Source organism: Bartonella sp. CL100XZDX (assembly GCF_042195375.1).
Classification (GTDB): domain Bacteria; phylum Pseudomonadota; class Alphaproteobacteria; order Rhizobiales; family Rhizobiaceae; genus Bartonella.
On record NZ_JBHIOH010000041.1, the window covers coordinates 26448 to 47174 of the forward strand.

General features: G+C 39.2%; 16 protein-coding genes. 13 read left to right on the forward strand and 3 right to left on the reverse strand.

Annotated elements, in window-relative coordinates:
• Positions 1-6: 6 nt before the first annotated feature.
• From pdhA to ACFILU_RS03980, 6 genes are all read left to right on the forward strand, one after another.
• Positions 7-1047 carry a pyruvate dehydrogenase (acetyl-transferring) E1 component subunit alpha gene (pdhA, locus tag ACFILU_RS03955; RefSeq protein WP_375674844.1) on the forward strand — a complete coding sequence of 347 codons (1041 nt, stop codon included), beginning with the start codon at positions 7-9 and terminating at the stop codon, positions 1045-1047.
• A 16-nt stretch (positions 1048-1063) separates the two neighbouring features.
• Positions 1064-2431, forward strand: a complete 1368-nt coding sequence (locus tag ACFILU_RS03960) for a pyruvate dehydrogenase complex E1 component subunit beta (RefSeq protein WP_375662772.1) — start codon at positions 1064-1066, stop codon at positions 2429-2431.
• A gap of 14 nt (positions 2432-2445) precedes the next feature.
• Positions 2446-3789 carry a pyruvate dehydrogenase complex dihydrolipoamide acetyltransferase gene (locus ACFILU_RS03965; RefSeq protein ID WP_375674846.1) on the forward strand — a complete coding sequence of 448 codons (1344 nt, stop codon included), beginning with the start codon at positions 2446-2448 and terminating at the stop codon, positions 3787-3789.
• A gap of 213 nt (positions 3790-4002) precedes the next feature.
• Positions 4003-5463, forward strand: coding sequence for a dihydrolipoyl dehydrogenase (gene lpdA / locus ACFILU_RS03970; protein ID WP_375674848.1), 1461 nt, complete (start codon positions 4003-4005; stop codon positions 5461-5463).
• A 67-nt stretch (positions 5464-5530) separates the two neighbouring features.
• Positions 5531-6493, forward strand: a complete 963-nt coding sequence (gene lipA / locus ACFILU_RS03975; RefSeq protein ID WP_375674849.1) for a lipoyl synthase — start codon at positions 5531-5533, stop codon at positions 6491-6493.
• 2 nt (positions 6494-6495) lie between these two features.
• On the forward strand, positions 6496-6957 hold the full coding sequence (locus ACFILU_RS03980; protein WP_273791149.1) for a type II toxin-antitoxin system RatA family toxin: 462 nt from the start codon (positions 6496-6498) through the stop codon (positions 6955-6957).
• A 577-nt stretch (positions 6958-7534) separates the two neighbouring features.
• Here ACFILU_RS03980 and ACFILU_RS03985 read toward each other — a convergent pair.
• Genes ACFILU_RS03985 through rirA form a run of 3 tightly spaced genes read right to left on the reverse strand, consistent with a single transcriptional unit; the run spans position 7535 to position 9678 of the window.
• Positions 7535-8023: a CinA family protein gene (locus tag ACFILU_RS03985; protein WP_375631353.1), complete on the reverse strand. Its 489-nt coding sequence runs from the start codon at positions 8021-8023 to the stop codon at positions 7535-7537.
• Positions 8020-9210 (reverse strand): bifunctional 2-C-methyl-D-erythritol 4-phosphate cytidylyltransferase/2-C-methyl-D-erythritol 2,4-cyclodiphosphate synthase, encoded by a 1191-nt coding sequence (locus ACFILU_RS03990; protein WP_273791165.1) that lies wholly within the window; start codon positions 9208-9210, stop codon positions 8020-8022. Before ACFILU_RS03990 ends, ACFILU_RS03985 begins: the two co-directional genes overlap by 4 nt.
• Before the next feature lie 24 nt (positions 9211-9234).
• Positions 9235-9678, reverse strand: a complete 444-nt coding sequence (gene rirA, locus ACFILU_RS03995; RefSeq protein ID WP_273791151.1) for an iron-responsive transcriptional regulator RirA — start codon at positions 9676-9678, stop codon at positions 9235-9237.
• Positions 9679-9851: 173 nt separating this feature from the next.
• Here rirA and ACFILU_RS04000 point away from each other — a divergent pair, with 173 nt between their 5' ends.
• The 7 genes from ACFILU_RS04000 to lon all read left to right on the forward strand — a co-directional run bounded on the left by ACFILU_RS04000 (position 9852) and on the right by lon (position 20526).
• Positions 9852-12119, forward strand: coding sequence for a PAS domain-containing sensor histidine kinase (locus tag ACFILU_RS04000; protein ID WP_273791152.1), 2268 nt, complete (start codon positions 9852-9854; stop codon positions 12117-12119).
• A 1-nt stretch (position 12120) separates the two neighbouring features.
• A complete protein-coding gene (locus ACFILU_RS04005; RefSeq protein ID WP_273791153.1) occupies positions 12121-13479 on the forward strand; it encodes a sigma-54 dependent transcriptional regulator in 1359 nt (452 codons plus the stop codon).
• Positions 13480-13482: 3 nt separating this feature from the next.
• The gene (gene trkA / locus ACFILU_RS04010; RefSeq protein ID WP_273791154.1) at positions 13483-14859 is read left to right on the forward strand and encodes a Trk system potassium transporter TrkA; all 1377 of its coding nucleotides are present in this window, start codon (positions 13483-13485) and stop codon (positions 14857-14859) included.
• Between the two features lie 10 nt (positions 14860-14869).
• Positions 14870-15679, forward strand: coding sequence for a hypothetical protein (locus ACFILU_RS04015; protein ID WP_375643072.1), 810 nt, complete (start codon positions 14870-14872; stop codon positions 15677-15679).
• A 146-nt stretch (positions 15680-15825) separates the two neighbouring features.
• Complete coding sequence (gene clpP / locus ACFILU_RS04020) at positions 15826-16458, forward strand: ATP-dependent Clp endopeptidase proteolytic subunit ClpP (RefSeq protein WP_273791156.1); 633 nt, start codon at positions 15826-15828, stop codon at positions 16456-16458.
• Positions 16459-16641: 183 nt separating this feature from the next.
• A complete protein-coding gene (gene clpX / locus ACFILU_RS04025; protein ID WP_273723371.1) occupies positions 16642-17916 on the forward strand; it encodes an ATP-dependent Clp protease ATP-binding subunit ClpX in 1275 nt (424 codons plus the stop codon).
• A gap of 183 nt (positions 17917-18099) precedes the next feature.
• Entirely contained in the window at positions 18100-20526 is a 2427-nt protein-coding gene (gene lon, locus ACFILU_RS04030; RefSeq protein WP_375659952.1) for an endopeptidase La, read from the forward strand.
• Positions 20527-20727 lie beyond the last annotated feature (201 nt).

Consider the following 20727-nt stretch of genomic DNA (forward strand, 5'->3'; position numbering starts at 1 on the left):
TTTAATATGGCAGAACGACTTAAAAAAAATTCTGCGTCGGCGGCGCGCACTGCATTATCAAGCACCACAAAGAAAGCACCAATAGCAGATTTTACAAAAGAAGAAGAAATTGATGCTTATCGTGAAATGCTTTTAATTCGCCGTTTTGAAGAAAAAGCAGGACAACTTTATGGTATGGGGCTTATTGGGGGATTTTGTCACCTTTATATTGGTCAGGAAGCCGTTGTTATAGGAACACTGAAAGCGGCAAAAGAAGGTGATCAGGTTATTACGTCTTACCGTGATCATGGTCATATGTTAGCGGTTGGGATGAGTCCGCGTGGTGTCATGGCAGAATTAACGGGGCGCCAAGGTGGCTTTTCCAAAGGGAAAGGTGGCTCGATGCATATGTTCTCTAAAGAAAAGAACTTTTATGGGGGACATGGTATTGTTGGTGCGCAGGTTCCCATTGGTTCAGGTTTGGCATTTTCGAATCAGTACCTTGGTAAAGATAATGTGACATTGGTTTATTTTGGTGATGGTGCTGCAAATCAGGGGCAGGTTTACGAGAGTTTTAATATGGCTTCACTTTGGAAGCTTCCCGTTGTTTATATTATTGAAAACAATCAGTATGCTATGGGAACGTCAGTTTCACGTGCATCTGCAGAAACTGATTTTTCCCGACGTGGTCTTTCTTTTGAAATTCCAGGTATTGTTGTTGACGGTATGGATGTTCGATCAGTAAAAGGAGCTGCTGATGAAGCAATTTCTTGGGCACGCTCAGGTAAAGGACCGATCATTCTTGATATGCAGACCTATCGCTATCGTGGTCATTCCATGTCTGACCCAGCAAAATATCGTTCAAAGGAAGAAGTCCAAAAAATAAAAGAGGAGCACGATCCGATTGATCAAGTAAAAAGTCGGATTCTTAAAAAAGATTGGGCGAGCGAAGACGATTTAAAATCTATTGAGAAAGAGGTCCGTGCAATTGTTGCTGATGCGGTAGATTTTGCACAAAGTGATCAAGAGCCAGATGCTTCTGAGCTCTATACTGATATTTTAGTTTGATGCGAGGGAAGCAAGTATGTCTATTGATATTTTGATGCCGGCGCTTTCACCAACTATGGAAGAAGGTAAACTGTCTAAATGGCTCAAGAAAGAAGGTGATAAGGTTAGCTCTGGCGATGTTATTGCTGAAATTGAAACGGATAAGGCTACAATGGAAGTAGAGGCCGTTGATGAAGGTACTCTTGGTAAAATTTTTGTGCCTGAAGGTTCAGAAGGCGTAAGGGTTAACACTGTTATTGCAATTTTGTTAGAAGAAGGTGAGCGTGCTGAGGATATTTCGCAACCTACTGATATAGCACAAAAACCTAAGGAATCTGCTCTTTCTCTGCCATTGTCAGTTCCGCAGGCTGCTCCTACTTTTGATACATCTCTTAATTTTGATATTCCAGCGGGAACACAAATGGTTACAATGACAGTTCGTGAAGCGCTTAATCAGGCTTTGGCTGAAGAAATGCGGCGTGATGAAACAGTTTTTCTTATGGGGGAAGAAGTCGCGCAATATCAAGGTGCCTATAAAGTTAGTCAAGGTTTGTTGGAAGAATTCGGAGAACGCCGAGTTATTGATACCCCAATTACAGAGCACGGCTTTGCTGGGCTGGCTGTCGGGGCTGCTTTTGGTGGGTTACGTCCTATTGTCGAGTTTATGACCTTTAATTTTGCGATGCAGGCGATGGACCAAATTATTAACTCAGCAGCCAAAACACGTTATATGTCTGGTGGACAAATGACCGCTCCTATGGTTTTCCGAGGTCCCAATGGTGCGGCTGCCCGTGTTGGTGCTCAACATTCTCAATGTTATGCTGCATGGTATAGTCATGTACCAGGTCTGAAAGTTGTCATGCCTTATAGTGCTGCAGATGCAAAAGGTTTGCTGAAAGCTGCTATTCGTGATGATAATCCTGTTATTTTCCTTGAAAATGAGATTTTGTATGGGCATCAATTTGATGTTCCTCAACTGGATGATTTTCTTTTGCCTATTGGTAAGGCGCGTATTCATAAGTCTGGACAAGATGTGACGATTGTTGCATGTGGAATTGGGATGCATTATGCTGTTCAAGCGTTACCAGAAATTGAAAAACTTGGTATTGATGTTGAATTGATTGATTTACGAACCATTCGCCCTATGGATCTTCCAACAATTCTTTCGTCAGTTAAAAAAACAGGTCGTTTGGTAACAATTGAAGAGGGATTTCCTCAGTCATCCGTGGGAACTGAAATAGCAACGCGTGTTATGCAGCAGGCTTTTGACTATCTTGATGCGCCAATTGCTACGATTTCTGGCAAAGATGTTCCGATGCCTTATGCCGCTAATCTTGAGAAGTTGGCTTTGCCTAATACTGCTGAAATTATTGAGGCCGTTAAGGCTGTGACATACAGAGCATAACGGAGGAAAGCATAATGCCCATTAAAATTACAATGCCAGCGCTTTCCCCTACGATGGAAGAGGGAAATTTAACAAAATGGAATATTAAGGAGGGAGATAAGGTTTCCTCTGGTGATGTTATTGCTGAAATTGAGACGGATAAAGCGACAATGGAAGTCGAAGCCGTTGATGAAGGTAGGGTTGCTAAAATTGTTGTTCCTGCTGGAACACAAGGCGTTAAAGTAAATGCTTTAATTGTTGTTTTAGCAGAAGAAGGTGAAGATTTAGCTGAAGCTGCAAAAGTTACAGAAGAAATCTCTTCTTCTACAAGACAAGAATCAGAGGGCATCAAACAGACAGATTCTCTGAAACAGACGGACTCAAAGGGAATAAAAATGTCTCATGAATCATCAACTGGGCAATTAATACAGCAAGATAAAAAAGAAGCTCGTCTTTTTGCCTCTCCCTTAGCGCGGCGATTAGCATCTCAGGCAGGTCTTGATTTATCCCTTATTTCTGGAAGTGGTCCGCATGGGCGTATTATTAAGCGCGATGTGGAAAAAGCTGTGAGCAGCGATATTTCTAAAGTGTCTTATTCATCACAGATAAGGGAGCTAACAGCTACAGGTGCTTCAGACAAACAGATATTGAAACTCTTCAAAGAGGATGAATATAGCTTCGTTCCCCATAATAATATGCGTAAAACAATCGCGACACGTTTGGTGGAATCAAAACAGAAAGTCCCACATTTCTATGTAACGGTAGATTGTGAACTTGATGCGCTATTAGCACTGCGTACACAACTGAATGCTGCTGCACCAATGGTTAAAAGGCAGGAAGAAACTCAGCCTACTTATAAGCTTTCTGTTAATGATATGGTGATCAAAGCTGTCGCACTTTCTTTGAAAGCGGTTCCTGATGCGAATGTCTCTTGGCTTGAAGGTGGGATGATTCATCATAAACATTGTGATGTTGGGGTTGCTGTTTCTATTCCCAATGGATTAATTACACCGATTATTCGCCATGCAGAGGAAAAGCCGTTATCACTTATTTCCAAAGAGATGAAGGATTTTGCAAAGCGTGCGCGCGAGGGCAAGTTAAAAATGGAAGAATATCAGGGTGGAACAACAGCTGTATCAAATATGGGGATGTATGGTATAAAAAGTTTTTCTGCTATTCTTAATCCACCGCATGCGACGATTTTTGCGATTGGTGCAGGGGAGCAGCGTGCCGTTGTTAAAAATGATGCATTAGTCGTTGCGACAGTTATGTCAGTTACGATTTCTGCTGATCATCGTGCTGTCGATGGTGCTTTAGCAGCAGAGATCGCGCGGACTTTTAAGAAGATGATTGAAAATCCATTAGCAATGTTGGTTTGAACTGTTTAACAGTTCTTCACGTAAATTGTGAGAGAGTGTATTAAGAGAATAAAAGCAAATTTAACGAGTTTGAAGAGCAATGTTATTGCTATTTCTGGTTTGGGTAAAGCATTTACGTAAGCAAAAGACATAAGATAATTCTGTCATGTTATTTTACAGACTTAAGTTCAAAAAGTGCATATCCGTTTTATATATATCCATGGAGGAATTACTGTGGCAAATCTTTATGATGTAATTGTGATTGGATCAGGTCCAGGCGGATATGTAACCGCAATTCGTGCAGCACAATGTGGCTTTAAGACTGCGATTGTTGAACGTGAACATTTGGGAGGGATCTGTTTAAATTGGGGATGTATTCCCACAAAGGCCCTTCTACGTTCAGCGGAAATGAAACATTTTGCTGAACATGCAAAAAATTATGGACTAAAAATTAATGGTTCAATTGAGGCAAAAATCAAAGATGTTGTGGCACGTTCACGCGGTGTTTCAGCACGTTTAAATGCTGGTGTTGATTTTCTAATGAAAAAAAACAAAATTGATATTATTTGGGGTGAAGCAAAGCTTACTAAAGAAGCAAAGGGAAGCCATCCTGCGGAAATTATGGTTTCTTCATCCTCCAAACCGATTATGCAACCGCAAAATCCAGTCCCTAAAGGGACGTTAGGGAAGGGAACTTATCAAGCAAAACATATCATTATTGCAACAGGTGCACGTCCTCGTGTCCTTCCTGGTATTGAGCCAGATGGAAAACTCATTTGGACTTATTTTGAAGCTATGATACCGCCAGCAATGCCAAAATCGCTTTTGGTTATAGGGTCTGGGGCTATTGGCATTGAATTTGCCTCTTTTTATCGTGATATGGGGGCGACAGTAACTGTTGTTGAAATGATGCCTCATATCATGCCTGCTGAAGATATTGAAATTTCAACGTTTGCTCGTAAACAGTTAGAGAAAAGAGGTTTACGCATTCTTCGTCAAGCAAAAGTAACAAAGGTTGAAAAGTCTTCCGATTCTGTGACTGTACATATTGATGTTCAAGGTAAAATAGAGACAATGACTGTTGACCGGTTAATTTCCGCTGTAGGGGTGCAAGGTAATATTGAGAATCTTGGTTTAGAAGTTTTGGGAATAAAAACCGATCGCGGGTGCATTGTAACTGATGAATGGAGTTGGACGGGGGTGGAAGGCATTTATGCTATTGGTGATGTAGCAGGTCCTCCTATGTTGGCCCATAAAGCAGAAGAAGAAGGAGTGATATGTATTGAGCATCTTGCAGGTTTGAAGAGTGCTCATCCGCTTGATAAAAGAAAAATTCCAGGGTGTACATATTGTACACCGCAGGTTGCCTCTGTAGGGCTTTCAGAAGCGGCTGCAAAAGAAGCAGGTTATGATATACGTATTGGTCGTTATTCTTTTGCTGCGAATGGTAAGGCGATTGCTTTGGGTGAAGATCAGGGGTTAGTAAAAACGATTTTTGATAAAAAAACAGGACAGCTTCTCGGGGCCCATATGGTAGGGGCTGAGGTAACAGAATTGATACAGGGTTTTGTTATTGCTATGAATCTTGAAACAACAGAAGAAGAATTAATGCATACTGTCTTTCCACATCCGACCTTATCGGAAATGATGAAAGAAAGTGTATTAGATGCTTATGGTCAAGTTTTAAACGCTTGATGACTGGATTGTATGAAAAATTTTATATTTTTGATTGTTACTTCGTATTTATAAGGCAAAGGCTTAAATGGTTACGGTTGTTGATAGAGTTACAAATAGACGTTTGCGTCATCCTGAAAAGGCACATCGTCCTGATACAAGCGTTCAAAAAAAGCCAGATTGGATTCGTGTAAAAGCGCCAACATCACCAATTTATAAGGAAACACATGGTATTGTACGTACGCATAAGTTAGTGACTGTATGCGAAGAAGCTGGTTGCCCTAATATTGGCGAATGTTGGAGCCAGAGGCATGCTAGCTTTATGATTTTAGGTGAAATATGTACGCGTGCTTGTGCTTTTTGTAACGTTGCAACAGGTATTCCACTTGCCGTTGATGATAATGAGCCAGAACGTGTCGCCGATGCTGTTGCACGGATGGAATTAAAACATGTTGTCATTACATCTGTTGATCGTGATGATCTTGCTGATGGTGGTGCTGAGCATTTTGCAAAAGTTATTTATGCGATTCGTCAAAAAACTCCTAAAACAACAATTGAAGTTCTTACACCTGATTTTCGTCATAAGGATGGCGCTTTAGAAGTTGTTGTTGCTGCTAAGCCTGATGTTTTTAATCATAACTTAGAAACAGTTCCTTCTAAATATTTGAAGGTCCGTCCAGGGGCGCGTTATTTTCATTCAATTCGTTTATTACAACGCGTTAAAGAACTTGATCCAACAATTTTTACAAAATCGGGAATTATGGTTGGCCTTGGGGAGGAGCGAAATGAGATTTTGCAATTGATGGATGATTTGCGCGCTGCTGATGTTGACTTTATGACAATTGGACAATATTTGCAGCCTACACGAAAACATCATCCAGTTGTTCGTTTTGTGCCTCCTGAAGAATTTGAGTCTTTTGCCAAGATTGGTAAAGTAAAAGGATTTTTACATGTGGCTTCCAATCCTCTGACGCGTTCATCTCATCACGCTGGAGATGATTTTGCCATTTTGCAAAAAGCGCGTGATGAAAAATTTTCCTTACAGAGATAATTATGCCGATTTTTACAATACATCGGCAGATCACCCATAGTGCCAGTGAAATGTTTGATCTGGTTTCAGATATTGAGCGTTATCCTGAATTTTTACCAATGTGTGAGTCTTTAATAATACGTTCTCGAAAAGAATATGGAAAAAAAATATTGCTTCTTGCGGATATGACCGTTGGCTATAAGATTATTCGTGAAACTTTTACGACTCAAGTATTTCTTCAGCCGGAAAAAAGTCTTATAGAAGTTAAGTATATTGATGGTCCATTCAAATATCTTGAAAATCGTTGGGCCTTTCATGATATTGAAAATACCAATGCATGTAATGTAGAGTTTTTTATTGATTATGAATTTAAAAGTAAAACGCTTGGATTAGTGATGGGCTCAATGTTTGATATTGCGTTTCGTAAATTTACCGAGGCTTTTGAGAAGCGTGCGCATCAGATTTATGGCTCTACGGTCACATAGTCTATTCTGTTATTTTTTAACAATACGTATTGCTTATAACAGCGTGAAGGTGAAAACCGGTTTCCATCTTTACTATTTGTTTTTAATTCAGCTTTCAAAAGCATATTGAAGGAACATCATTTTAAATGATGAAGATGATGTACAGCTTCACTCTTTTGTTTCTCTCTTTTTTAATGGATACACATCCGTTAAACAGAACGCCCAAATAGAACATGCTTGCGTCATACCCATTTCATAATAGTGCTCATAATAAATAGTATAGATCCTTCGTAAAAGCATATAAACTCCACATCTGTACGTTTATGAACAAGTCAGCCTGCACCATTTATTTGCCATCTCTCAAGATGTTGCGCCAGCTCTTAGCACTTGAGAGAGAGGTACAAGTGTCCCTTTCTTTAATCATTTTATTTACTACAGTTTTTTTCTCTTGTGGCGTGCAAGTGAATAAATTTAATTAATTCAACCTACACAGGGCTGAAGTGAGATAACTTTACGCTATTCAGGTCTTTCATTTTCAAGTTGTGGGCGACTATAGACTCAATGTGGAATAGAGAATTTTGAAATTAGTATGGGGAATTCAGTGAAGTAATTCCAGAATCATTTTAAAAACATTTTCAACAGTTGCATGGCGGATAGCATTGCGATTAAGATGAGCAAAGTGCATTTCTTTGTGCAGGGGGGGGTGATTTTTATAAGCTACTGCGCAATGCACAAGTCCTACAGGTTTATCAAGACTTGCACCTCCTGGACCAGCAATCCCTGTTACAGAAACTGCAATGTCAGCTTGTGAATGTTTTAATCCACCCTCCGCCATTGCAAGAGCAACTTCTTTTGAAACGGCACCATAGGTTCTTATAAGTTCAGCACAAACGCCAACAAGGCGTGTTTTGGATTCATTTGAATAAACAACAAATCCACAGTCGAGAACATCTGACGATCCTGCAATATTTGTGAGGCTTGCAGCAATGAGTCCCCCTGTACAAGACTCTACAGTTGTTAACAGTAAACCTTTTTGGCGAAAGGTATTAAGGACTTCATGTGCTTGTTTTTCACAAAGATATGTCATTGGGGAATTTCTCCTGAATAAAGAACGCTCGCTGTTGCAAGAGCAGCAATTCCCTCACCACGACCAATAAATCCAAGCTTTTCATTTGTTGTTGCTTTGATAGAGATTCGATCAGGTGTCATTGCAAGTATTGTCATAAGATTTTCTGTCATAGCATGACGATAGGGACCAATTTTAGGATTTTCAGCGATAATTGTGATATCAACATTGGCGATACGACCATCTGCTTGTTTTATAATATCGAGAGCATGACGGAGAAAAATTTCTGATGATACATTTTTCCATTGAGGATCAGAGGGAGGAAAATGTGTACCGATATCTCCAGCACCTTGAGTTGCAAGAAGGGCATCTGTTAATGCATGAAGAGCAACATCCGCATCGGAGTGTCCATTTAATTTTTTATGAAAAGGGATTTTTATACCACATAATATAAGAAAATCACCATCTTCAAAAGAGTGAACATCATAACCATTGCCGGTACGGATATCAGGAAACATTTGCATTTTCTTTTGGAGATATAAATGTGCAGTATTAAAATCTTCATGCCATGTAATTTTTATGTTGTTAGGATCCCCAGGAACGGTACGCATAGGAATTCCAAACCATTCGGCAATTGCAGAATCGTCAGTGAATTCTTGTTTGCAAGCTTGTTTTGCTTGTTTATGGGCCGCTAAGATATGTTCAAAGGGAAAACACTGTGGAGTTTGTGCACTATAAAGATGGGTACGGGGAATTGTTTCTAAAACATGCTGATTATTTATACGTTTAAGGGTATCAGAGATGGGCAGAACAGGAAGAACACCTTCTTGAGGCGTGATAGTGTTGTGAATGTTATTAAAAAGCTTGTTTTCAATAAAAGGGCGTGCACCATCATGAATATGCACATATTGGGGGGAAAATTTTTTAAGTGCCTGAAGTCCATGTAAGGTAGAGATTTGACGTGTATTGCCTCCTTCAACGATAATAAGGCGCTCTTTAAAATCGCCAATAGCTTGTTCACAGATTTGACGATCTTCTGGATGAATAACAAGGATAATTGTTGTGATAGCTGGATGCTGCAAAAAACAATGCACGGTATGATAAATAATCGGCTTTTGTCCTAGAAGCCGATATTGTTTTGGAATTTTATAGGGAGATCCTGCTCTTTCACCCCGTCCAGCGGCTAATATTATTGCTGCAATAGAAATACTTAATCTCCTTGTATTATAATCTTAGTTTTCTTTTTTGTCATTAATTTTAAAATGATTTTGAAAGGATGGTTGTTGTAGATCAGCAAGGGATATCATGGACAACACCTCAAAAAAAGCATTTAATGCTTTTTGAAGTGCGGTATTTAAACCACAAAAATCAAACAAGGGGCAAGTTGGTTCTGCAGTATCGAAACATTCTGCTAGGGAAAAGTTGTCTTCTGTTACTTTCACAACATCAGCGACTGAAATCTCTGCTGCGGGTTTAGCCAATCTAACTCCACCATTGCGTCCACGCACTGTTTGTATAAAACCTGCTTGAACAAGCAGCTGAAGGATTTTAAATAAAAAAAGTTCTGAAACGGCATATGCTTTAGCAATTTCTGGAACACGACTGAGAGTTCCCTGATTATCTGCACAATACATGAGCATTCGAAGAGCATAATTTGTTTGTTTTGTTAATCGCATCTCATTTCCTTCGTAAAGTATCGTCGAACACAGTCTATTTTAAAGATATTTTGCAAAATATAGAAGCTTTTCCTCATTGACTATATTTGCCCTATTTTAAATGTAGTATTAGTATTGTCAATTTTTGCTACAAAAGGTTATATGAGAATAATGGGATAAGGGTATGTAAGCTCATGACGAATATAACATCTGTGACGAATCTTCAAGACATAGATAAAAATACTTATAACGATGAGTTGTATCGTTTAAGTAAGGTATATATTTTTTTAGGGATTACAATTATTGTATTGGCTTTACTTACGGCCTCTGTTTCGTTTATTATTCTTATTGGATTAACTCCTGTTGTTCCCAGTAGAACAGTAACCCTTATTCTTATAGGGATTAATAGTTTTTGGGTTTTAGGGCTTATCGTCATCGTTTTTTATGAGATGATTCCGATCATTCGTGCTTGGCGTTCAAGGCGTGCAGGATCGCGTCTTCATGTGCGCCTTATTTCATTGTTTGCACTTGTTGCGACAATGCCAGCTGTTGCTGTAGCTCTTGTATCGGGTCCAGCACTAAATTTGGGACTTGATCGATGGTTTGATACAACAACGCGGCAAATTGTGGGCTCTTCTATTGATTTAGCAAATGCTTATGCAGATGAAATGCTTCAAAATTTAAAAAATTTATCCTACGCGATGGCATTTGCACTTGATAACAAAAAACTCTTAGAACGTAATCCAGCTGAATATAGGATGCAATTGACGCGTCATGCTATAGGACGCAATTTGCGTGGTGCATTTTTGTTAAGTTCTAGCGGAGCTATTTTTGTATCGAGTGCTCTTGGTGATGAAGATAAACTGCCAATTCCTCCTTCTCATCTTATTGAACGTGCAACCAGTGCGAGACCTTTTTCTTTTCAACCAGGCGTTCATGATTATTTTGGTATTATTTTAAAATTTACCAACATTCCAAACACATTTTTATATTTGGTGCGTGACGTTGATAAAGGTGTTTTATCTGCTTTGCGTTTGACAGAAGTTAATACAGATCGTTATCGTGATTTAAATGAAAATCGCCTGCTGACACAGATTGCATTTGGTATGCTTTATTTGTGTCTTTTTTTTAGTTTATTCTTATCAGCTATTTGGGCTGCTATTGCTGTTGCTGATCGTTTAGTGCGTCCTATTCGTCTTCTCATTAGTGCTGCCGATGATGTTGCTTCTGGAAATATGGAAATTTTCGTGCCAGTACGAGCAAAAGATGGAGATATTGGGCAATTATCCAAAACTTTTAATTACATGGTCAGTGAATTGAAAAGTCGGCGTAATGAGTTGATTGCAGTGCGTGATCAAATTGATGAAAGACGGCGTTTTTCTGAAGCTGTGTTATCGGGTGTAACAGCGGGAGTAGCAGGTATAGATGATAATGGTGATATCACCATTATCAATCGGTCTATTGAAGCGATGTTTGATATTCGCTCTGAGCACGTTGTTGGACAAAGTCTTTTATCTTTAAGCGCTGAAATTTGGCAGGTTTTTCAGTTTGTGCGTTCATTAGATCGTAAAAACCATCGTGAACAGGTCACTTTAAACGTTGCAGGAAAAGAGCGTGTCTGTAATGTTCAAGTTACGATGGAGGAGGATGATGGACAGGGGCAATCTTGGGTTCTAACAATTGATGATATTACTGACCTTGTTGCAGCGCAACGTACAGCAGCGTGGGCGGATATTGCGCGGCGTATTGCGCACGAAATTAAAAATCCTCTTACACCTATTCAGTTATCCGCTGAACGCATTCGTAAACGTTATAACAAAGCTATTACACAAGATAGAGAGGTTTTTGAGCGGTGTATTGACACGATTATTCGGCAGGTTGGAGATATTGGGCGTATGGTTGATGAGTTTTCCTCTTTTGCACGTATGCCCAAACCCAAAATGCATATTTTAGATATACGAGAATTGTTGCGCGAAGCATGTTTCTTGATAGAGGTGACGCGACATGATATTCATTTTGAGCAAGATTTAGGAACTCTACCACTTATGGGTGCATTTGATAACCGTCTCATTGTACAGGCTTTCTGCAATGTTATCAAAAACGCGAGCGAATCCATAGATTCAGTTATGCGAGAGGAAAATATTCACGGTCATATTCTTGTCCGTTCTTATCGACAGAAAGAATGGGTGGTTGTGGATGTTGTTGATAACGGGAAAGGACTTCCTAAAGAGCAAAGACAAAAGTTATTAGAACCCTATATAACAACGCGGGAAAAAGGAACAGGACTGGGGTTAGCCATTGTGCGCAAAGTTATTGAAGATCACGGTGGTTTCATGGAGCTTCATGATGCACCGGAGAGTTTTTATGAAGGTCGTGGTGCGATGATCCGTTTGATATTTCCTGCGGATGGGGGTAAGCAGGGTAATATTATACAAGCCATAAATCATAAGATAGGGGAATAGTATGGTATCAGATATCTTGATTGTTGATGATGAAGCAGATATTCGTGAGCTTGTTGCTGGTATTTTAGAGGATGAAGGTTATGAAACGCGCGTTGCTTGTAACTCTGATGAAGCATTGGCTCAAATTAGTGAGCGTATTCCAAAGCTCATTTTTTTGGATATTTGGCTACAGGGTAGTCGTCTCGATGGTTTAGCACTGCTTGATGAAATTAAAACACAATATCCGGCTCTTCCGGTCGTTATGATCTCTGGTCATGGTAATATTGAGACGGCTGTTTCCGCTATAAAGCGAGGGGCATATGATTTCATTGAAAAACCTTTTAAAGCTGATAGACTTGTATTGGTTGCAGAGAGAACACTTGAAAATTCAAATTTAAAACGTGAGCTTTTAGAATTACGAAAGCGTTCGAACGAGACATTAGAGTTGCTCGGAAAATCGACAGTTATAAAAAATTTGCGTCAAATCATAGAAAAAGTAGCACCAACCAATAGTCGCATCATGATAACAGGTCCTTCAGGGGCAGGAAAAGAGACTGTTGCACGAACTATTCATGCGCTCTCAACGCGTTCGAATGGGCCATTTGTTACAATAAATGCTGCAACGATTACTCCGGAAAGAATGGAAATAGAGCTGTTTGGCAGCGAAATGGAGGGAAGAGAGCGTAAAATCGGTGCCTTAGAGGAAGCTCATGGCGGTATATTATATCTTGATGAAATTGCTGACATGCCACGTGAGACTCAAGGGAAGATTCTTCGGGTTTTAACGGGGCAAACATTTGAGAGAATTGGCGGCACAAAACGTGTTAAGGTGGATGTCCGTATCATTTCTTCGACAGCGCAAAATCTTGAAAACCTCATTTCTGATGGGCGCTTTAGGGAGGATCTTTTTCACCGTCTTTCCGTTGTTCCTATTGTTGTTCCGCCCCTTTCAGCGCGTCGTGAAGATATTCCAGAACTTGTACATCATTTTGTAAAAACAATATCACAGCAGGTTGGGATTAAACCGCGTGCAATCAGTGATGATGTGATTGCTATTTTGCAAACGCACGCTTGGCCGGGTAATGTGCGGCAATTACGTAATAATATTGAGCGTCTTCTTATTCTTGTGCGGGATGGTGATGGTCCTATAACAGCGGACTTTCTTCCCAGTGAAGTAAGTGATTCTTTGCCACGCCTTCAAATGGATTCAGATGAAAGTATAATGGATTTGCCGTTACGTGAAGCTCGAGAATTGTTTGAAAAGAGATATTTAGTGGCGCAGATTGGGCGTTTGGGTGGAAATATATCACGTACTGCTGAATTTATAGGCATGGAGCGTTCAGCTTTGCACCGTAAACTTAAAGCGCTTGGAGTTTCTTAAGCGATGCGTGTTATTATTTGCGGAGCAGGACAGGTTGGTTATGGGATAGCAGAGCGTCTTGCTGCTGAAAATCATGATGTTACTGTTATTGATATCGAAACGAGATTAATTGAAAAGATTCGCGATACATTGGATGTGAGAGGTTTTGTTGGTCACGGTTCACGGCCTGAAGTTCTTTTGGCAGCAGATGCAGACAAAGCTGATATGTTGATTGCTGTTACTTTGTTTGATGAAGTCAATATGGTAGCTTGCCAAGTAGCACATTCATTATTTAATGTGCCCACAAAAATTGCTCGTATTCGCTCACAATCTTATTTAGAGCCACGTTATAAGACGCTTTTTTCCAGAGAGAATATTCCCATTGATGTGGTTATTTCGCCAGAAGTTGAAGTTGGGGAAATGGTTTTGCGCCGTATTGCTTTACCTGGTGCAATAGATGTTCTTTATTTTTGTAATGATGATATTGTTGCGCTAGCCTTGGAATGTATGGAAGATTGTCCAGTTATTAATACACCTTTGCGTCAATTAACAGAGCTTTTTCCAGATCTTCATACGACGGTTACCGCTATTAAACGTGGCGCGGAATTATTGGTTGCACATTCAGAAACGCAATTACGCGTTGGTGATATAACCTATCTTGTTGTTTCTCGTGAACAGATGCGTCGTGCTGTTGGGCTTTTTGGTCATAAAGAACAAGATGCACACCGCATGATTATTGCAGGGGGTGGTCACATTGGCCTTTATGTTGCACAGGCGATTGAAAAGCGTTTCCATAAATTAAAATTGAAGATTATAGAATCGCATAGAGAAAGAGCTCTTACAATTGCTGATCAGCTTGAAAAAACGACAGTCTTATACGGGAATGTGTTAGATCCAGTAATTCTTCAAGATGCGGGAATTGATCAGTCCGATTTAATGATTACATTGACAAATCAAGATCAGGTTAATCTCTTAAGCGCTATTATTGCTAAAAGATTGGGCTGCAAAGCCAATATGGTATTGATTAATAATGTTGCCTATCAAGAATTTAGTCGTGCTGTTGGTGTGGATGCATATCTTAATCCCCATAGCGTTACAATATCGAGAATTTTGCAACAAATGCGCCGTGGGCGTATTCGTTCTGTTCATTCAGTTTTTAATGGCCGAGCAGAAATTATTGAAGCTGAAGTGATGCAAACATCTTCATTAGTTGGTAAGTCATTATCAGAGCTCAATTTATCAGATGGTTTGAGAATTGGTGCAATTTATCGCAATAAGACAATAATACAGCTTTCGGCAGATACGCGTATTTTGTCTGGTGATAGAATAGTGATTTTTGCTCTTGCTGATAGAGTTCGTGATGTTGAACAACTCTTTCGCGTAAGTTTAGAATATTTTTGATGTATTATCTATGGATATTTGTACTTTTTGGTATAGTGGACAATTAAGATTGGTGGATAGGCTTTGTTTGTCTTCAATGGTTAAAACTGGACAGCGCGTTAAGCTTTTTAGTTATGATAAAAAAATAGATAATCTCCCTGCTGGTGTTGAGCTGCATGAAGCCGAATCAATTTTACCACGCTCAGCAATTTATCGCCTTGATCCCGATTTTTCTGATGATAAACTAGGGTGTACAATTGTTCAGTTCTCGGATTTTTTTCGTGTTATGCTGATGAAATATCAACAAGGTGTTTGGTTAGATACAGATGTTTACCTTGTTAAACAATTTCATCCAGATGCCGATAAGGTTTGGTTGGCAAGAGAAAATAATACAAGAGTGGGCGTTTCTGCACTTTATTTTCCGCCCAATAACCCTGTTATAAAAATATTTGAAGATTATTGGGCAGGCACAGAAATTATTCCTCATTGGCTTGGGTTTAAGCGTCGTGTTTGGAGACCGTTCTGGTTAAAGAGGAAAAAAATGCCGATTTTACCGGGAAATCTTGGCGTTACAATATTTGGCAATGATGGTATTTCACGATTAGCAAAACGATATGGTTTTTTTCATGAAGCAAGGGAAAAGGAAACTTTTTATTATTGGACTGGGCGAAAAACTGAACGTATTTTTGAACCAGCTTTTGGCGTAAAGCCGCTTACAGATTCACGCTTGATAGGCTTTCATATTCACAGAAAGACAAAGACCACGAAAAGACCTCAGGAAGGAAGTTTTTACCATTGGGCGGTATCTCGCATTCCTGATGTTCATCATTTGTTTAGGTAGAGTTATTATTGCTATTTTAACTATTGAGATTTTAATCTATCTTATACATCTCTTGATTGTAGCTTGCACAAGAGAGTAATGTTAGCATATGGATAAAAACATTGAATGTGTAAAGAGCGGTTGTTATATGAACGGAAAGTAAAAATATGAGTGATCCAATGAAAACAGCATTAAGCCTTGTTCCTATGGTTATTGAACAAACCAATCGTGGTGAGCGGGCCTATGATATTTTTTCCCGTCTTTTAAAGGAGCGGATTATTTTTATTAATGGTCCTGTTGAAGATGGTATGGCAATGCTTGTTTGTGCACAATTGCTTTTCTTGGAAGCGGAAAATCCTAAAAAAGAAATTAGTCTTTATATTAATTCTCCAGGTGGTGTCGTAACATCTGGTATGGCTATTTATGATACTATGCAGTTTATTCGCCCTCCTGTTTCTACGCTTTGCATGGGGCAAGCGGCATCTATGGGGTCTTTATTGTTAACAGCTGGAGCAAAAGGTCATCGTTTTACATTGCCAAACGCACGTATTATGGTGCATCAACCATCTGGAGGTTTTCAAGGTCAAGCTTCAGATATTGAGCGACATGCGCAAGATATTATAAAGATGAAACGGCGTTTAAATGAAATTTATGTCCAACATACGGGTCAAGATTATGAGGTTATAGAGAAAACTCTCGATCGCGATCATTTTATGACAGCAGAAGAAGCCAAAGCGTTTGGCTTAGTTGATGATGTTATACAATATCGTGCAGAAACTGAAAAAGAAGAAAAAGATTAAGAATTTTTATAGAAAAAACAGCTACTTTAAATCAAAGAGTTTTATAAAAAATATCGCAAAATAAGAGAAACACCTAAAAATATTGAGACATGCATGGTTTTCTATATGTCTTTTAGTTTTCATGATGAAAAGCTTCCTTTGAAAAGGCAAAGTGTTCATATATCGTGGTGAAAGGAAAGAAAAATGAGCAAAATTAGCAATAGCGGGAACGAATCAAAAAATACTCTCTATTGCTCGTTCTGCGGCAAGAGTCAGCATGAGGTGCGTAAGCTCATTGCGGGGCCTACTGTATTTATCTGTGATGAATGTGTAGAGCTTTGCATGGATATTATTCGGGAAGAAAATAAGTCTTCTGGGGTTAAGGTGCGTGATGGTGTTCCCACGCCACAGGAAATTATAACAGTTCTTGATGATTATGTTATTGGTCAGCAGCATGCGAAGCGTGTTCTTTCTGTTGCTGTGCATAATCATTATAAACGGTTGGCGCATCAGTCTAAAAGCAATGATATTGAGTTGGCAAAATCAAATATTCTTCTTGTTGGTCCAACGGGCTGCGGTAAAACTTATCTCGCACAAACATTAGCACGTATTATTGATGTACCTTTTACGATGGCGGATGCGACCACTTTGACTGAAGCAGGTTATGTGGGGGAAGATGTTGAAAATATTATTCTTAAGCTCCTTCAAGCAGCAGATTATAATGTTGAACGTGCACAGCGTGGTATTGTTTATATCGATGAGGTTGATAAGATTTCTCGTAAAGCAGATAATCCTTCTATTACAAGAGATGTTTCGGGGGAAGGAGTTCAGCAAGCGTTATTAAAAATTATGGAAGGAACGATTGCTTCTGTTCCTCCTCAAGGTGGACGTAAGCATCCGCAACAAGAGTTTCTTCAGGTTGACACCACAAACATCTTATTCATTTGTGGGGGAGCTTTTGCAGGTTTAGAACGGATTATTTCAGGGCGTGGTGAAAAAACTTCTATTGGTTTTTCTGCGACCGTTAAGGCTCCTGATGAGCGTTGTGTCGGTGAAATTTTTCGTGATTTAGAGCCTGAAGATCTTATAAAATTTGGTTTAATACCAGAATTTATTGGACGCCTTCCTATAGTCGCTACCTTAGAGGATTTAGATGTTAACGCCCTCATGCAAATTTTATCACAACCTAAAAATGCATTAGTAAAGCAATATCAGCGTCTTTTTGAAATGGAGAATGTCGAGTTAGCATTTCATGAAGATGCTTTACGTGTTATTGCAAAGAAAGCAATTGAACGTAAAACTGGTGCTCGTGGTTTACGTTCAATTATGGAGAAGATCCTTCTTGAGACGATGTTTGAGCTACCGGCTCTTGAAGGCGTTCAAAAAGTGGTTATTTCGAGTGATGTCGTTGATGGGAAAGCGCGTCCTCTTTATATTTACTCAGAACGTGCAGAAGATAAAGAAAATGTATCAGCATGACATTGTGCGATGCACAATATAAAAGGTGGTAATGAATGGTATTTGATGGGTGTTTCTAATAATATCATTATAATGCTTGATTTATGTATGAGTAATTACCACTTCATGTACAGTGAAGAGCTGAGGTTTTCTAAAGGTGGGCTGGTTGTTGTAGATAGCTCATAGGCTCCAGAAAGGAGAGTTATGCAATATATTGATGAAAAGACAGATGAAGTAAGAGATGGGGTTTATGCTGTTTTACCTCTTCGTGATATTGTTGTCTTCCCCCATATGATTGTTCCACTTTTTGTGGGCCGCGAAAAATCAATTCGTGCTCTTGAAGAAACGATGGCGGTTGATAAGCAAATACTATTGGTGACACAAAAAAATGCTTCTGATGACGATCCAAAATCAGAGGATATTTATCATATTGGTACATTTGCTAATATTCTTCAACTTTTAAAGCTTCCTGATGGTACTGTAAAGGTTTTGGTTGAAGGAACTGCACGTGCAAAAATTAGTCAATTTGCTTTAAGTGAAGGTTATCATCAGGCTTTTGCAACTGTTACAGAAGAACCTAGAGAGAGTGATGTTGAGATTGAAGCTCTTTCAAGGTCAGTGATTGCTTATTTTGAAAACTATGTAAAGCTTAATAAAAAAATCTCTCCTGAAGTTGTGAATGCGATTGGCCAGCTTGATAATCCTTCTAAGCTTGCCGATACGATTGCTTCTCATTTGATGATTAAACTTGCAGAAAAGCAGGAAATATTAGAGCTCTTACCTGTGCGGGCCCGTCTTGAACGTGTTTTGTCCTTCATGGAAGGAGAAATTTCTGTTTTGCAGGTTGAAAAACGTATTCGTTCGCATGTTAAACGGCAAATGGAAAAAAACCAACGAGAATATTATCTTAATGAGCAGATGAAGGCTATTCAAAAAGAGTTAGGAGCAGGTGATGATAGCCGAGATGAACTCTCTGAATTAGAAGAACGTATCAAGAATACAAAACTATCCAAGGAAGCGCAGGAAAAAGCTGGAGCAGAATTGAGAAAATTACGGAATATGTCTCCTATGTCTGCAGAAGCGACAGTTGTACGTAACTATCTTGATTGGTTATTAGCAATGCCTTGGGGGAAAAAATCTAAGATTAAAAACAATTTAGATTTTGCTGAAAAGGTCATGAATAATGAACATTTTGGTCTTGAAAAAGTTAAGGAGCGAATTATTGAATATTTGGCCGTACAAAGTCGCGCGTCAAAGATAAAAGGCCCCATTATTTGTTTGTTAGGTCCTCCAGGTGTTGGGAAAACATCATTAGCGCGCTCTATTGCAAAGGCAACGGGGCGTGAGTATGTTCGTATCTCATTGGGAGGTGTCCGAGATGAAGCAGAAATTCGTGGACATCGCCGAACATATATTGGATCGATGCCTGGAAAAATTATCCAGTCTATGAAAAAAGCAAAAAAATCTAATCCGCTTTTCTTGCTTGATGAAATTGATAAAATGGGCCAAGATTTTCGTGGTGATCCTTCATCCGCTTTATTAGAAGTTCTTGATCCTGAACAAAATGGTACATTCATTGATCACTATTTGGAAGTTGAATATGATCTTTCTGATGTCATGTTTATCACAACTGCCAATACGCTTAATATTCCAGGTCCGTTAATGGATCGTATGGAAATTATTCGTATCGCTGGTTATACTGAATGTGAGAAAATGGAAATTGTTAAACAGCATCTTTTACCAAAGGCACTAAAAGATCACTGTTTGTCTAAAAAAGAACTCAGTATTTCTGATGGAGCACTAAGGTCAATTATTCAGTTTTATACACGTGAGGCAGGCGTTCGTAACCTTGAACGTGAACTCATGAAAATTTCCCGCAAATCCGTTACAAAAATTCTCAAAACACATCAAAAATCTGTAAAAGTTACAGAAAGTAATATTCATGATTTCTTGGGTGTTAAACGTTATCATTACAATCAGATTGAAGGAGAAAATCAAGTTGGTGTTGTAACAGGTCTTGCGTGGACAGAAGTCGGTGGAGAGTTATTGACCATTGAAGGAGTTATGATGCCCGGCAAAGGGAAGATGACTGTAACTGGAAATTTACGTGATATTATGAAAGAGTCCATTTCAGCGGCAGCATCTTATGTACGTTCTCGTGCTGTTGATTTTGGTATTGAACCTCCACTTTTTGAAAAACGCGATATCCATGTTCATGTTCCAGAGGGTGCGACACCAAAAGATGGTCCCTCTGCTGGGATTGCAATGGTGACAGCAATTGTGTCGGTCCTTACAGGAGTAGCTGTGCATAAAGATATTGCAATGACTGGTGAAATTACTTTACGTGGACGCGTTTTACCAATAGGTGGATTAAAAGAAAAACTCTTAGCAGCTCTTCGAGGAGGGATAAAAAAAGTACTTATTCCTGAAGAAAACGCAAAAGATTTGGTTGATATTCCTGATGATGTCAAAAATAATATGGAAATTATTCCGGTAAATCATGTGAGTGAAGTTTTGAAACACGCTTTGGTTCGTTTTCCAGATACTATTGAATGGAAAGAACCCTCTACAGTGGCTGTCCCAATCCGGTCAGAGAGCAGTGATAGTGAAGGAATACAGATTGCGCACTGATTCACTTATCTCATTTATAACGGCATTTTTTAGGTGGCAGAAGGCGTTGTTGAGGTTATTATTTTGTTTTTTGTTGGAAAAAGTGAAAAATTCCGTGAATAACTGTGATTATTGCTAAAAAAACAATGTTTTGGATAAAAATAAGACTTCTGTTTGCTGTACTTTTCAATAAACTGACCAATAACATGATTAAGTCATGTT